Source organism: Pseudomonas fluorescens, from assembly GCF_902497875.1.
In the GTDB taxonomy this organism is placed as follows: Bacteria; Pseudomonadota; Gammaproteobacteria; order Pseudomonadales; family Pseudomonadaceae; genus Aquipseudomonas; species Aquipseudomonas fluorescens_BR.
In genome coordinates, this window is the sequence record NZ_CABVHY010000064.1 from 1 (window position 1) to 13,288 (window position 13,288).

The window sequence follows — 13,288 nt, forward strand, 5'->3', positions numbered from 1 at the left end:
GTGTAATGCAGTCGCCATGTCGATGTGGCCGCTCCCGGCTCTGCCACGACACTGCCGTCAGCGGCAAGCAATCTGCGCCCCTGCAGCGCCGGACATTTCATCGCCACGGTCGGTGCCTGCTGGATCAACTGTTCAGTGATCCAGCCCAGCCATGCACCCGATTTATTGATCCGTTTGAGCAGGCCAACGTCCGATAGCTCCACCCAGTCCCCAGCGCGCGCGCGTTCCACCGTTTCGACCATCGAGCAATCAGCGCTCAGATACATCAATAACGTGCGCAATAAACTCTCCGGGCCGCTGAAGCGGCGACCGAACTTCAGCGCTCCCAGCTCTTTTGCCTTGGCTTCCCATCCCTGCGGCAATAGCGCCAACAGCTTCGGCCAATCTTCATCCAGTCTTTGTGTCACGCTTGCTTTCCCTGCTGCTCACTTTGCTTGGTGAATCAGATTCTACTATCTCTTGAGATTTGGTTAGCGCCTATGGGGCTTGCCCCCGCTGGACTGCGAAGCGGGCCCAAAACCTGCTACCGCATTCTGTCAGACTCACCGCGTGCACCGGCTCTACGACTGCTGCGCAGTCGAGCGGGGGCAAGCCCCCTCGCCACAGGCTTGCGTTCGACAAGACCTTTCCTGAAACGACTGGCATTAAGACATGCCGGGTCAGTGCCACCTCATCCCACACACGCATACACCACCAGCTCCACCAGCATTTCTTCCCTGGCCAGGCCCGCCACCACCACTGCGGCGCGGTTGGGGAAGGGTGCCTGGAAGTACTCGGTGTAGAGCGCATTCACGGTGGCCAGGTAGCTGCGGTCGGTGACGTAGATCAGCACTTGGGTGACCGCGTCGAGCGAGCTGTCGGCGGCTTCCAGGGTGTGGCGCAAGTTGTCCAGCGTCTGCCGGGTTTGGGCTTCGATGCCACCGGCCACCACCTGACCCTGGCGGTCGATGGGGATCTGTGCGGTGTACAGCGTGCCGTTGCCGACCACGGCCCACTCCATTGGCGCGCGAGAGGCAAAGAGGTCGGTCTTGATGGCATGTTTCATCGGTCAAAATCCTGGTTCAGGTATGAAAAAATCAATCCCGGGGCGCGGTCTGATGACGGCGCTGGAATGTTTAGCCGGGCGTGGCCGAGGCGTTTCTATGTGGCGTCGCTGCTTTCCCCGGCGCCACGGCGTCGCGACTCCTCGGTGCTTTCCACCAGCACCCGTTCACCGAGCTTTTTCAGCATGATCCAGACGCTATCGTCCACCTCCAGACCGCCAGAGAGCTGCCGGCTGTTGCTACCGCCAAGCGTCTGCTGATCCAGGTTCAGACGGGGCGCCAGATCCTCTGGACTCAGTCGTGGCAGCAGCGTGAAGTGGCGGGAAATCAGCACGTTGATGCTTTGCTCGTCGCTCTGCGCCGGTTGGTGCAGGTCATACACCCGCAGCGACGGGCTGCTCTGTCCGGCGCTGAATGTGGCCACCAGTTCCTGGCGCGCATCGCGCCAGTAGACGCAAAAGTTCAGCCCCTGTTCGGCGCATCGCGCCAGATAGCCGAGCAGCAGAATCCGGTTGTGGCAGTGGCGGATACGGATCAGCGCACTGCCGCCGCGCAAGGCCTTGCTCACACCCAGTTCCACGGCTTGAGCTGCACAGCGCAAGACGCTCTGGCCGCGAGCGTCGAGGGTCAATTGAGCGGCATCTTCGTAACAGGTATCGAAAGGTCGATCGACTTCATCGTGGAGGAAGGCCAGGGCTTTTTTCAGCGCGCCGATCCCGTCGAGGCCCTGCAGTTGCAGCCAGGCAATTATCTCGGCGGCGTCGTCGCAATCACCCGCGGCGAAGCCGAGGCCTTCGAAGGCCTTGCGGCAGATAACCTGCACTTCATTGAGCGAAACGCGCATATCAGTGTTCTCCGGCAACGGTTGCCAGTTGGGGCATGACGGCGAAGTTCCAGTCGTCATCGAAAGGCTGGCCAATCTCACTGACCAGTGGCGCGCCCTGGAACAAGGTGATGCGTACCCAGCGGCTGGATTTCGGATCGAACTTGCCGGCACCGAAGAACGCCAGCTTGCAGCGCAGCAGGTGGATCGGCAGCATGCCGCGATCCATCAGGTTGGCGCGAATTTCGCCATGACTGCAGCGGGCCATGCCCTGCAAACGGCAGACAGTGCCTTTGAACTGCGGTTGGGCGAGCAAGAAATGCGCGGTCAATTGCTGTGGGTGCTGTTCCAGATAGGCAAGCAACGCGCTATGGCAGCGTTGAATATTGTGGGCAATGCCCAGCTGCATTTCCTTCTCGGCGCCGGGCTCCATGGCTCGCTCTCCCAACCGCGGTTCTTCCTTTTCTGCCGAGCGATACCAGAAGAAATGGTTAGCCTCGACATTGCTCAAGTCGTAATCGAGGGCCCATTGGTACTGGTTCTCGATCAGCTCGCGCAGCGCTCCCAGAGGCATCTCGGCATTGAGTCGAAAACCCTCTTTGACCGCCATCTGTTCTGCCAGCGGATCAATCTGCTCGGGGTACAGTTCCAGCAGCAGGCTGACCAGCAGTTCCTGGCAGCCCGTGCCGCAGTGCCGCTCGGCCCAGGCTTGCAGGCCTGTCCACAGATCGGCACTGAGCGGTTGACGGTCGAACCATTCGCTCAACTGCCCAAGATCGGTCAGGGTGCGTTGGTCAATCGCACGTTGACGTTGATCTTCGGTCGCAGTTTGCTCAAGGTGCCGACGGGCCCGCTCGATCAAGCTCCGCAAGCGCTGCTGTTGAGGCAGCTCGGCAACTTGCGCCAGGGTCCGCGCCAGAGCGGTTTCCCTGGCCCACACCCATTGGTTGACCAATTGCGGGTGGTTGACCAGGAACGGTGCCATGCCCAGTCCGGTGGAGTTGCCGACTCCCAGGTAGCGTTGCAGGGCAATGTCCAGCCCGACCGCCCGTTGTGGGTTGCGCGCCCGGGCCATGTGTTCTATCTGCTCGATACTGAAATGCCGGAGCAGGTAGACGGTAAACATTTGCGCGCTGAACGGCTGAGTGAAATCGGCATTGCCTTGCAGGCAGCTGAAGTCGGCGATGCCGAACTTGCCATTGCCATAAACGGCGGTGGTTCGATACAGGTAGCCGACGTCGGCGAGCTGCCGAGGGTCGGGCTGGCAACCTTCGGCAAGCGCCCCGAGAAAACGCTCGAAGTTGCGCAGGCTGCGGTTGGCACGCGAGAGCACCAGCACCCGGGCGTCAAAGCGGCCAGCTTCCTGCAGGGGCACGTTGCGCCGCAAATCGGCCAGTTGCTGGTCGTCCACATCGCCGGCGAGCAGGACGAAGCTGACGTCCCACTGATCGGCAATTACCCGGTCGCTGCGCTTTTCCGGCGGCAGGTACATCGAGAAAATGACGCAGTGATAATGCGCGGTGGCCGTATCGATACGATAAATGGTCGTGCCATATCCCTCGGCATCCAGGTCGAAGCAGGTGCGCTGGATGCGCCATTGCTCGTTCATCATTCGCCGCATGCTGCTGCGCACGAAACTCAGCCGGCTCTGAAAATGGCTGCCCAGACGATCCAGGTCCATGACCTGTGCGGCGGGCCGCAGGGTCGGTTGTGGCGCTGCGCCGGAGTGGGGGTGCGACATAATTGCGATTCCTGAACTATTCATGATCAGACAGCCTGCTCGCGAGCCATGCGCCGGGCGATCCGCAGCGCATCCCAGAGCGAGGGCAGGATCAACAGCGAAACCGGAACGGCAGTGATCACAATAAAGGATTGCAGCGCCGTCACGCCGCCCGCGCCGATGGTGATCAGCACTACCGCGGCCAACCCCATTCCGATGGCCCAGAACGCTCTCAGCCATTTTTTCGGCTTGTCGTTGCTCGACATGGCCATCGCTACAGTGAAGGCCATGGCATCACCATTGGTCGCGACCGAGATGAAGCTCAAGAACAGAAACAGCGCCGAGACCAGTCCACCCAGTGGCAGGTTCTGGGTCACGCCCAACAGCAGGGCTTCGGGTTGAGCGCCATTGGCCGTGACGATGCCGGGCGTTTGCAATTCCAGGCCGATGCCGGTGCCACCGACCACGGTGAACCAGAACATGGTCACGATCGGGGCAATGATCGACAGCGTCATGATGACTTCCCGGATGGTCCGGCCACGGGAAATCTTGGCGACGTAGAGCGCCACCATCGGCGCATAGCCAATGAACCAGCCCCAGTAGAACACCGTCCACCAGTCGAGCCATTTCGGATCGGCGCGAAACAGGCTCATCGGAATGAATTGTTCCAGATGCAAGGCGAAGGCCGTCGGGAAACCGCCCAGAATAAAGGCCGTCGGCCCGAACACCAGCATGAACACAGCCAGGCCAATCATCAGCCAGACGTTGATTTCGCTGACGAAGCGGATGCCCTTGAGCCCCACCAGGCAGGAGGTGGTGTACAGCACCGTGACCAGAACAATGGTGATGGCCTGGACAGTCAGGTCATTCGGAATGCCCCAGACCGAATGCAACGCGCTGCTGATTTGCAGGCCGAGAAAACCGATCGGTCCGATGGTCCCGGCGACCACGGCGATGATCGAGGTGGCATCCGCCAGCGTGCCGATCGGGCCTTTCAGCGCTCGCTCGCCGAACAGCGGATACAGCAGGGTGCGCGGCGCCAGCGGCAAGCCTTTGTCGTAGTGCAAATGCATCAGCACGATCGACAGCAGGCTGCCAAGTACTGCCCATGCCAGGAAGCCCCAGTGCACGAAGGATTGGGCGAGTGCCGCATGACCCGCCGCTTCGCTGTGGGGTTGCATGCCGGCGAACAGCGGTGGCGGGCTGGCGAAGTGCATCATCGGCTCCGCCGCGGCCCAGAAGGCGCCGCCACCCGCGAGCAAGGCGCACATGATCACGGCGATCCAGTTGAAGGTGCTGGTGTCGGGTCTTTGGTCGACGCCGCCCAGCCGCACCCGACCGCATTTGCTGAAACAGATGAACAGGCTCACCGCAAAGGTCAGCAGCATCAGAATCTGCCAGTACAGTCCAAAGAACTTCGTCGACCAGGCGAACAGCGTATTGACCAGCGTCGACACGCCTTCGATGTCGACCAGTGCCGCTATCAGGAATGCACCCAGGAAGCCGCCGCTGATGAGAAACAGCGGCCAGTCGATGTCTTTTTCAGGTGCTGCAAGGCTCAGCGGCTGGCTGTCGGCTTGTAGCTCAGTGGATGTTTTCATGATGCCTCCAAAATACGCGCTTGAGGCTGTCCATCGCCGGTTGGGGAGATGAACGGGAAGCTATTGTTTTTGTTTTTCATGCTGTCCTCACGGTTTAGATCAGGCGTCAGGTTTGTGGGGTGGTGGCGTTTTCCAGCAGGCGCAACCAGTTGAGTCCCATGATGTTGCGTACCTCGTCCTCGGCGAAGCCGCGCGCTTGCAGGCCACGGGCGATAACGGGGAAGTCCCGGCTGTCGCGGAACCATTGCAGGGGGGATGGCCAGTGGGCGTTGTCGGCCGAGCCCTCGCCGTAGTCCTTGTCCTTGCTCCAGCGACCGTTGCGCATCCACTCGAGTACTTGCAGCGGCTGTTGCTGGCACAGATCAGTACCGATGCCGATGTGCTCGACGCCCATTAAATCGGCGGTATTGGCGACCATGTCGCAGAACGTCTCGAGGCTGCAGCCCGACGCGCCCTTGAGGTGAAAGGGGTAAGTGCTGAAGCCGAGCAGGCCGCCGGATTCGGCGATGCTGCGCAGCACCGCATCGGACTTGTTGCGTTTGGCGGCATGGAAGCTCGATGGGTTGGCATGAGAGATGATCACCGGGCGGCTCGACAGTTCGATAGCCTCCAGGGTGCTGCGCTCAGCGCTGTGGGACATGTCGATCAGCATGCCCACGCGGTTCATCTCACGGATCACTTGGCGGCCGAAACGACTGATGCCGTTGTCTTCGCTCTCGTAGCAGCCGCTGGCCAGGAGGCTCTGGTTGTTATAGGTGAGTTGCATGATCAGGACCCCAAGCTGGCGGAATATCTCCACCAGGCTGATGTCGTCTTCGATCGGCGAGCAATTCTGGAAGCCGAAGAAGATCGCGACGCGTCCCTCCTGATGGGCCAGACGAATATCTGCCGCCTCACGCACCGGACGAATCAGCTCGGGCCAGGTCTCGAAACGACGATTCCATTCGCCAATTCGCGACAGGGTTTCCCGGGCATTTTCGTGGTACGCAAGGGTGGCGTGAACGGCACTCAGGCCGCCGGCCTGCATCTGGCGAAACAGCTCCTCGCTCCAGTTGGAGTATTGCAGCCCATCGATCATCAATAAGTCGTGCATGGTGATCTCCGATTCAGGGACGCACGTAGGTGGTCTTGACCACTGTGTAGAACTCGCGGGCGTATTGCCCTTGTTCGCGGGGACCAAAGCTTGAGGCTTTGCGCCCGCCGAATGGCACGTGGTAGTCGGTGCCGGCGGTGGGCAGGTTGACCATTACGCAGCCGGTGCGGGCGCGGCGTTTGAAGTCACTGGCATGGCGCAGCGACTGGGTGATGATTCCGGCAGTGAGCCCGAATTCGGTATCGTTCAGCACGGTGAGGGCGTGTTCGTAGTCATTCACCCGGATCACACAAGCGATCGGACCGAAGACTTCTTCGCGGTTGATGCGCATGTCGTTGTGGCTGTCGATGAACAGCGCCGGACGCATGTAGTGTCCTTCAGGTTCCAGTGCCAGGCGTTCGCCGCCTTCGACCAGCGTCGCGCCTTCTTCCTGGGCCAGTTGCAGGTAACGAAGGTTCTGCTCCAGTTGGCGGGCCTCGGCCACCGGACCGATCTGCACCCCTTGCTCAAGTGCATGGCCGACCTTCAACTGACGCATGCGCGCAATCAATGCAGCGACAAAGCGGTCATGAATGCCGTCGCAGACGATCAGGCGCGATGAGGCGGTGCATTTTTGCCCGGTACCGAAAAACGCACCGTTCAACGCGCATTCGACGGCGATGTCGAGGTCGGCATCATCCAGCACCACCAGCGCATTCTTGCTGCCCATTTCCAGCTGGCAGCGCACCAGATTGGTCGCTGTGGCAATGGCCACTCGACGTCCGGTCGGCAGCGACCCGGTGAAGGTCAGCGCATCGATATCGGTCGACTGGATCAAGCTCTCGCCGACGATGCTGCCACTGCCCATCACCAGGTTGAAGGTGCCCGGCGGCAGGGCCTGGCGACTGATGATTTCGCTGAGTGCCCAGGCGCTGGCCGGCACCAGGTTGGCCGGTTTGAACACCACCGCGTTACCGAAGGCCAGGGCTGGGGCAATCTTCCAGGCGGCCGTCGCCATGGGGAAATTCCACGGAGTGATGATGCCGACCACACCGACCGGTTCACGATGAATTTCAATGTCGATCCCGGGGCGCACTGACGCCGCTGTCTCGCCCATCTGGCGCAATACTTCGGCGGCGTAATAGTGGAAGAACTGGGCGGAGCGATAAACCTCGCCGATACCCTCGTTGAGGGGTTTGCCTTCCTCACGGGAGAGCAGGCGGCCCAACTCATCCTTGCGGGCAATCAACTCGTCGCCGATGGCCATCAACAACTGTTGGCGTTGCTCCAGCCCGGTCGCCGCCCAGAGTGGCTGTGCGGCACGTGCTGCAGCAATCGCAGCCCGAGTCTGTTCGGCGCTGGCCTGGTGATAGTGACCGATGATGTCCAGCACATCCGAAGGGTTGTGGTTGGCGATAACGTCTTGGCCTTCGCACCAGCTTCCAGCGATGTAGTTTTTGTAGGGTTGCACTGACATGGGAACCTCCGATTGCGTGGTCCCCATCTTGAGAGTATTAATCTGCAAATAAAAATTAATAAAAAAAATGAAACGATAAGGAAAACTTACCATGCTGCCCGAGCTGAAAATCACTCAAATGCGTTATTTCGTCCTGGTGGCGCAGCTGAAAAGTTTTCACGCAGCGGCGAGACAGGCCTATCGTACCCAGCCGGCCATTTCCCTGGCGGTCCGCGAACTTGAGCAGAAGCTCGGCCAGGCACTGTTCGAAAAAGGTGGGAAGACCGAGCTGACACCTTTTGGTGAGCACTGCCTGCCTCTGTTCCAGGATCTTCTCGCACATCACGACCGAATTGCCCGCGAGGTGACCCAGCTGGCCCGGCATGAAATCGGTCAGGTGAGCATCGCCACCGTACCGTCAGTGGCCAGTCGTCTGTTGCCGCACCTGCTGGCGCGGTTTGTCAGCGAGCATCCCAAGGTGCAGATCAGTATTCAGGACGGTAACGCTGACAGCGTGCAGCAGCTATTGGTCCAGGGGCAGGTGGACTTCTGCATCAGCAGTATCTGGATGCCGGATGAGAACATCGATTTCCTGCCGATCCTGAGTGATCAGGTTGGCGTGGTTTGTCGGCGTGATCATCCGTTGGTGGCGGCCGGTGGAGCCTTGCATTGGTCCAGCCTGCAAGCCTACCCGCTGGTGCGCAATGGCACTTCGCGCTTGCTCGAAGGCACCGAAGCGGCGGGGCTGCTGGAGAGCAGTCTGTTGTTCGTCTCCAACATGATTTCCTTGATCGCCATGCTCGAAGAGGGCATCGGCATTACGACACTGCCCTATCTGGCGTTTCCGGCAGGCAATGAACAACTGGCATTCCTGCCCCTTTCAGAACCGAAGGTCGAGCGTCAGATAGGCATCTTGTCCAGGAAAGGCCGCAGCCTGTCGCCAGCGGCGGCTGAATTGATGGGCTTCCTGCATGAAAATATGCAAATGAGAGACGACAGCGACGCTTCGGTAAAAGTCAGCGGGACTTCGTAGGCCTGAGGTTTACTCAGTGTGCCTTCACGCTCTGAGCCTTTGCGTCAACACGGTTTGGCTTTGTCAGGCCGCCTTCATCGCGAGCAAGTTGGATCGCCGCACCGCCGCTCCCACAAAATCAAGATCAAAAGATCGCAGCCTGCGGCAGCTCCTACGGAGGGACGTGTACACCCAGGCCGGCCGATAGGCCGCCTCGCTGTTGCTTGTGCTTGGCTTTTGATCTTGATCTTGATCTTGATCTTGATCTTGATCTTGATCTTGATCTTGATCTACCCGCCCCTTCGGCAGGCCGGAGCGAGGGAACACCGAGCCTTAGCGAGGTGCCGTACGCTCGGGGCGAGACCTTTGCTTCATTTGGGGCGTTTGCCAAAGGGAGGCGCCGTAAGGGCGAAACCTTAAGTGGCCGTTACCGCAGGAATGGATATATACACCCGCAAGAGATTGGTCGGCTATCAGGCCGCCTTCCGAGCGTGGCTGGAGTGGAACTAGCCAACTCGCGAAAAGGTCTAGTCAGAAATGCTTCCGTTTTTGGAAGCGATGCTGGAGAGACGCCATTGAATATCTTCGAAGCACTGCGCGAGAGCCACGAGCGGCAACGCACCTACGCTGACGCACTGATCCAGACCAGCGGAGACAACCCGCAGCGCGTCGAGGCGTACAAACAGCTGAAGACCGAACTCCAGGCTCACGAAACGGCGGAGGAGCGGTTTTTCTACATGCCGTTGATGGAGTACGACGAGGGTGTGGATTTGAGTCGTCACGCCATTTCAGAACACCACGAAATGGATGAGATGATGGAGCAACTGGACGAAACAGAGATGTCCAGCCCCGGCTGGCTGGCCACCGCCAAAAAGCTTTCTGAAAAAGTCCATCATCACCTGAAAGAGGAAGAGCAGAAGTTCTTCCAGATGGCGGGCAAGATTCTCGACGATAAACAGAAAGAAACGCTGGCCAGCGGATACATCAAGGAATATGAAGAACAGCTTTCCACCAGCTGAGTCGGAATGCATTGATCTTGCGCCAGGGCCTTTGTGGGAATTTCAGGAGTGCCCTGGCCAGATGTAGGAGTCGCGCAGCATCAGCAGTGCGCGCTCCAGCGGTTCTCCTGAAAGGTTGCTTTTGAGTATCGCGATGGCCCCCAACGCAGCCTCGAAGGTATCGTCTCTCTGGGCTTGCGGACAGTCCGGCGCGGATGCGCCCGCAGCATCGATGACGTCTTGCTCAAGCTTGTTCATGGGCGTAGGCACTCTATGCTCGTGGTTCTTTTGTGATAGCAGCAATATGCCATTAGTTCAAATTCGTTCTCATTGATTTGTGCGACACGAGGCCGCGCATGACGTCGTGGACGGCCAGTCGATGGGGGGCAAAAACAAGGAAAAGCTATAATCCGGGCAGCCAGCCAGGGAGGCGATCGAGCCTGTCACTTCAAGGAAAAAATGAATGTGCAGACTCTGTCGAGTTTGGCTTGCGCACGGTAGATCCACGCAGGCTGGCGCTATTGCCCGTATCGTTAAATGATATATGGAACTATTTAATGCTGTCTAACCTTAAGGCCATGGGTGTTCTGCTGTCTATTAATAACACGAGGTGGAGGTTATGGATAAGTTATTGCCTGTTATCGTTGCGTTATTATTGGCGGGATGTTCGTCGGGGCATCAAGCTGCCAATGACGCTCATGCGCCAGCGCCTGCAGATGCACGCCAGTTAAAGGGAAGTGAGATAAATGAGGCTTTGATCGGTCGCCAACACTCCAGCGTTACCACGACAGGTTATGAGTTCAAGGAGACTTTCATTCAGGATGGGACCGCGAAAATAAAGATTGAAGGAGAGCCTGAGCAAATTGGACGTTGGATGATTGCAGAGGATGTTATCTGTGTCACCTACAAAAAATATGGAGAAGAATGCAATACAGTGCGTACTGATGGCGTTTCAATTTGGCTGGTGGATAAAACGAAAAACACCACGAACAATAAATTCGGTAGGCAATAGCGGCAATGCACAGGTGGCGGGAGAGTCCAGACTCCACGCCACCGAGCCATCACTGCGCATCGATCAGTGCGCCACCTGCGGCTGACCTTCTGCAGCGAAAGTCTGGGTACGAATAATCATCAACCCCGCTGCCGCGATGACCAGAGGTACGATCAAGGCACTGTAGTAGCCCGCGGGGCCGCCATGTTCGAGAAACCATCCGCCACTTGCCGAGCCAACAATCGCTCCCACCCGGCCCAATGCAATCGCCCAACCGGTTGCCGTAGCGCGTAAAGCGGTGGGGTAGGCTTGGGCAACCATGTAGTTCAAGACTATTTGCTGGCCACCGATGCCCAGGCCGGCCAGTCCTGCGAGGATAAACACCAGCGTCCAGTTGGTGCCACTGTTCGCCAGGCCCAGGCTGAGCGCGATGCCAAACAGGAACAGGACTAACAGTAACAACCGGGTATTGATCTTCGGCAAGACAATGGCCAGTGGAATAGCGCAAGCGACGAATACGGCGTTCACTGCTACGGTGCCCATCGGCGCCTGTTCCGCGGGAAGTCCAGTGGCCTTGAGTAATGTCGGCAACCAGGACAGAAACATAAACCATGCGACCCAGTTGAAAAGGTAAACAGTCCATATCCCGCAAGTAGTACGTGCCAGTCCAGCTGAAAACAAGGAGGTGACCCGGGATTTAACATCCATCTCCGGGACGCTGTAAGTGCTACCCGCAGTGGTTGGTTTACCGGTGATTCTGGCAACAATGCTTTCGATTTTTTCGCGACCGCTTTCGGCGCGATGCCGAGTCAGAAAATGCAATGACTCCGGCAGTACGAATATCAATACCGCCAACAGCAACAGCGGAACGATGCCACCCACCGCGAAGATACCTTGCCAGCCAATAACCGGCAGCCTGGCTCTGGCCAGCGTCTAATATCATTTGTGTAGGGTTCGATACCTTCAGGGTATGCAAGGCATGACATGTGCTTTGCCGCACCCGTTAGAATGGGTAAATTTCACGGTCCTGCGGGGGCAATGATGCGAAGAGAAATCGGCTACTGGGATCGAGAGGGCAGAGAGCTGTTCTACTACCTGGAGTTCAAGGCAGAAACGGCGGAGTTCTTCATCACCTGCGAGCACAAGCCGCGCGATGGCGACGCCAGCGTCAGGTCTGTACCGCTAAGTGAAGCCCGCGGTGAACGCTACTACGGTGACGCGTTGCTGATCATCAAGGAGGAGCTTTTCAAGGATTACAGAATCTGAGCGCGGTCCTGCCAGCTTGGGGAACGGCGCGTTACACAGTACCTGGCCGCACGTCGGAATCGCTGAACAACCCGCTGTTGATTTGCTTCTACAGAACAGGCAGTCAACGGAGCTTTTCCATGAATGACGATCAGAAGACGCAGGCATTGCTGGCCTGGCGCAAGCTGTTAGAGGAATCCGAAATCCGGATGAATCCCGAGGAGCATTACGATGAGCTACTCAAGGCGGCCGATGAGCTTGAACGCACAGGTGTTATCAGTAGCAGCGAGTGGCGAGGGCTGGTGAAGGAGGCGGGCAGCGCTTTTGCCAATGCGATAGAAGGGCTGGGCAGCGGCACCTGAAAGCATGAAAAAGCCCGCAATCAGCGGGCTTCTTGGACTGGCATGACTCAAACCGCAAAGCATTAGCCTCGGCGATAGTCATCTCCCCTGCGATCATTGTCGCGACGGTCATACGAATCCCGGTCCTTTTTATGGCGGTGGTCGTGATCATGTCGACTACCTCGATCGCGATCGCGATCGCGATCCCTGTTCCTGTCGTGGTCGTGGTAAACGCATCCCGAGGACGCCAGGACCGTTAAAACCAAGGCAAGCATCGAAAATCTGGTAAGCACTGGTGTCTCCTTTGTAAGCGCTCCATGAACCCCACATTTTAAAGATGGGGATCTATGGCTATCTTGGAATTTGCGGCGTGCAGTTCCACGGCAGCAAAGCCTCGAAGTCTTCTACGCTCGAGGCTTGTGGCAGGCGCTCAAGTGCGTGGCGCAGCCACGCATAGGGCTCTTGGCCGTTGGCTTTAGCCGTCTCGACCAAACTGTAAAGTTGAGCGCTGGCCATCGCGCCTTTGGGCGTGTCGCTGAACAGCCAGTTCTTGCGCCCGATAACGAAGGGCCTGATCGCGCGCTCTGCCGCATTGTTGTCGATCGGCAAGTAACCGGCTTCGGTGTAGCGCACCAACTTGATCCAGTTGCTGGCCAGGTAGCTGATGGCTTTACCCAGTGCATTTTGCGTCGTCACTTGTGGCTGGGTTTTCTCCAGCCATGTTTGCAACTGCGCCAACACCGGCAGGCTGTTTTGCTGTCGGCTTTCGTGGCGATGTTCATCGCCGACTTCTTTTAAATCTCGCTCGATACCGTACAGCTTGTTGATCAGATTCAGGGCGATATCGGCACGCCCGGTTTTGCCTTTAGGCTGCACCTTTTGCGCCTCGACAAACTTGCGTCGCGCATGCGCCCAACAGCCTAAACGTTCGACACCGGATTGCCCGCCCAAGGCGTTATAACCCGCGTAATCATCAGTCATCAGGT

Annotated in this window: 14 protein-coding genes and 1 pseudogene; 5 read left to right on the top strand and 10 right to left on the bottom strand. The window is 58.4% G+C overall.

Going from position 1 to position 13,288, the window contains the following annotated elements:
- The 7 genes and pseudogenes from F8N85_RS33095 to F8N85_RS33125 form a co-directional block, all read right to left on the bottom strand.
- Window positions 1-407, bottom strand: a pseudogene (locus F8N85_RS33095) (hypothetical protein); the annotation flags it as partial.
- Between the two features lie 263 nt (window positions 408-670).
- Complete coding sequence (locus F8N85_RS33100; protein ID WP_150807613.1) at window positions 671-1,045, bottom strand: RidA family protein; 375 nt, start codon at window positions 1,043-1,045, stop codon at window positions 671-673.
- 95 nt (window positions 1,046-1,140) lie between these two features.
- A complete protein-coding gene (locus F8N85_RS33105) occupies window positions 1,141-1,887 on the bottom strand; it encodes a DUF3726 domain-containing protein (protein ID WP_150807614.1) in 747 nt (248 codons plus the stop codon).
- Window position 1,888: 1 nt separating this feature from the next.
- Window positions 1,889-3,607, bottom strand: a complete 1,719-nt coding sequence (locus F8N85_RS33110; protein ID WP_150807615.1) for a hypothetical protein — start codon at window positions 3,605-3,607, stop codon at window positions 1,889-1,891.
- Window positions 3,608-3,633: 26 nt separating this feature from the next.
- On the bottom strand, window positions 3,634-5,187 hold the full coding sequence (locus F8N85_RS33115) for a BCCT family transporter (protein ID WP_150807616.1): 1,554 nt from the start codon (window positions 5,185-5,187) through the stop codon (window positions 3,634-3,636).
- A gap of 106 nt (window positions 5,188-5,293) precedes the next feature.
- Entirely contained in the window at window positions 5,294-6,280 is a 987-nt protein-coding gene (locus F8N85_RS33120; RefSeq protein WP_150807617.1) for a dipeptidase, read from the bottom strand.
- Window positions 6,281-6,293: 13 nt separating this feature from the next.
- Window positions 6,294-7,736, bottom strand: a complete 1,443-nt coding sequence (locus tag F8N85_RS33125) for an aldehyde dehydrogenase family protein (protein WP_150807618.1) — start codon at window positions 7,734-7,736, stop codon at window positions 6,294-6,296.
- 91 nt (window positions 7,737-7,827) lie between these two features.
- Between F8N85_RS33125 and F8N85_RS33130 the strand changes: the two genes are divergently transcribed.
- Both F8N85_RS33130 and F8N85_RS33135 read left to right on the top strand, forming a co-directional pair.
- Window positions 7,828-8,748 (top strand): LysR family transcriptional regulator, encoded by a 921-nt coding sequence (locus tag F8N85_RS33130; protein ID WP_150807619.1) that lies wholly within the window; start codon window positions 7,828-7,830, stop codon window positions 8,746-8,748.
- Window positions 8,749-9,302: 554 nt separating this feature from the next.
- Window positions 9,303-9,746 (top strand): hemerythrin domain-containing protein, encoded by a 444-nt coding sequence (locus F8N85_RS33135; RefSeq protein WP_150807620.1) that lies wholly within the window; start codon window positions 9,303-9,305, stop codon window positions 9,744-9,746.
- A gap of 42 nt (window positions 9,747-9,788) precedes the next feature.
- Here F8N85_RS33135 and F8N85_RS33140 read toward each other — a convergent pair whose 3' ends face one another.
- Window positions 9,789-9,983, bottom strand: coding sequence for a hypothetical protein (locus F8N85_RS33140; protein ID WP_150807621.1), 195 nt, complete (start codon window positions 9,981-9,983; stop codon window positions 9,789-9,791).
- A gap of 361 nt (window positions 9,984-10,344) precedes the next feature.
- Here F8N85_RS33140 and F8N85_RS33145 point away from each other — a divergent pair, with 361 nt between their 5' ends.
- The gene (locus F8N85_RS33145; protein WP_150807622.1) at window positions 10,345-10,737 is read left to right on the top strand and encodes a hypothetical protein; all 393 of its coding nucleotides are present in this window, start codon (window positions 10,345-10,347) and stop codon (window positions 10,735-10,737) included.
- Between the two features lie 63 nt (window positions 10,738-10,800).
- Here F8N85_RS33145 and F8N85_RS33150 read toward each other — a convergent pair whose 3' ends face one another.
- A complete protein-coding gene (locus tag F8N85_RS33150) occupies window positions 10,801-11,598 on the bottom strand; it encodes an MFS transporter (protein ID WP_412072530.1) in 798 nt (265 codons plus the stop codon).
- 156 nt (window positions 11,599-11,754) lie between these two features.
- On the opposite strand from F8N85_RS33150, the gene F8N85_RS33155 reads away from it, so the two are divergent.
- Window positions 11,755-11,982, top strand: a complete 228-nt coding sequence (locus tag F8N85_RS33155) for a hypothetical protein (protein WP_224795803.1) — start codon at window positions 11,755-11,757, stop codon at window positions 11,980-11,982.
- Window positions 11,983-12,101: 119 nt separating this feature from the next.
- Window positions 12,102-12,323, top strand: coding sequence for a hypothetical protein (locus F8N85_RS33160; protein WP_150807623.1), 222 nt, complete (start codon window positions 12,102-12,104; stop codon window positions 12,321-12,323).
- A 330-nt stretch (window positions 12,324-12,653) separates the two neighbouring features.
- Here F8N85_RS33160 and tnpC read toward each other — a convergent pair.
- Window positions 12,654-13,288 (bottom strand): IS66 family transposase (gene tnpC, locus F8N85_RS33165; RefSeq protein WP_150807624.1); only part of this gene is annotated, 635 nt, incomplete at its 5' end.

What these genes read in the sequence shown, in the direction of transcription:
- F8N85_RS33100 (WP_150807613.1), bottom strand. Translation starts at nt 1,045, where the DNA reads ATGAAACATGCCATCAAGACCGACCTCTTTGCCTCTCGCGCGCCAATG.
- F8N85_RS33105 (WP_150807614.1), bottom strand. Translation starts at nt 1,887, where the DNA reads ATGCGCGTTTCGCTCAATGAAGTGCAGGTTATCTGCCGCAAGGCCTTC.
- F8N85_RS33110 (WP_150807615.1), bottom strand. Translation starts at nt 3,607, where the DNA reads ATGTCGCACCCCCACTCCGGCGCAGCGCCACAACCGACCCTGCGGCCC.
- F8N85_RS33115 (WP_150807616.1), bottom strand. Translation starts at nt 5,187, where the DNA reads ATGAAAACATCCACTGAGCTACAAGCCGACAGCCAGCCGCTGAGCCTT.
- F8N85_RS33120 (WP_150807617.1), bottom strand. Translation starts at nt 6,280, where the DNA reads ATGCACGACTTATTGATGATCGATGGGCTGCAATACTCCAACTGGAGC.
- F8N85_RS33125 (WP_150807618.1), bottom strand. Translation starts at nt 7,736, where the DNA reads ATGTCAGTGCAACCCTACAAAAACTACATCGCTGGAAGCTGGTGCGAA.
- F8N85_RS33130 (WP_150807619.1), top strand. Translation starts at nt 7,828, where the DNA reads ATGCTGCCCGAGCTGAAAATCACTCAAATGCGTTATTTCGTCCTGGTG.
- F8N85_RS33140 (WP_150807621.1), bottom strand. Translation starts at nt 9,983, where the DNA reads ATGAACAAGCTTGAGCAAGACGTCATCGATGCTGCGGGCGCATCCGCG.
- F8N85_RS33145 (WP_150807622.1), top strand. Translation starts at nt 10,345, where the DNA reads ATGGATAAGTTATTGCCTGTTATCGTTGCGTTATTATTGGCGGGATGT.
- F8N85_RS33155 (WP_224795803.1), top strand. Translation starts at nt 11,755, where the DNA reads ATGATGCGAAGAGAAATCGGCTACTGGGATCGAGAGGGCAGAGAGCTG.
- F8N85_RS33160 (WP_150807623.1), top strand. Translation starts at nt 12,102, where the DNA reads ATGAATGACGATCAGAAGACGCAGGCATTGCTGGCCTGGCGCAAGCTG.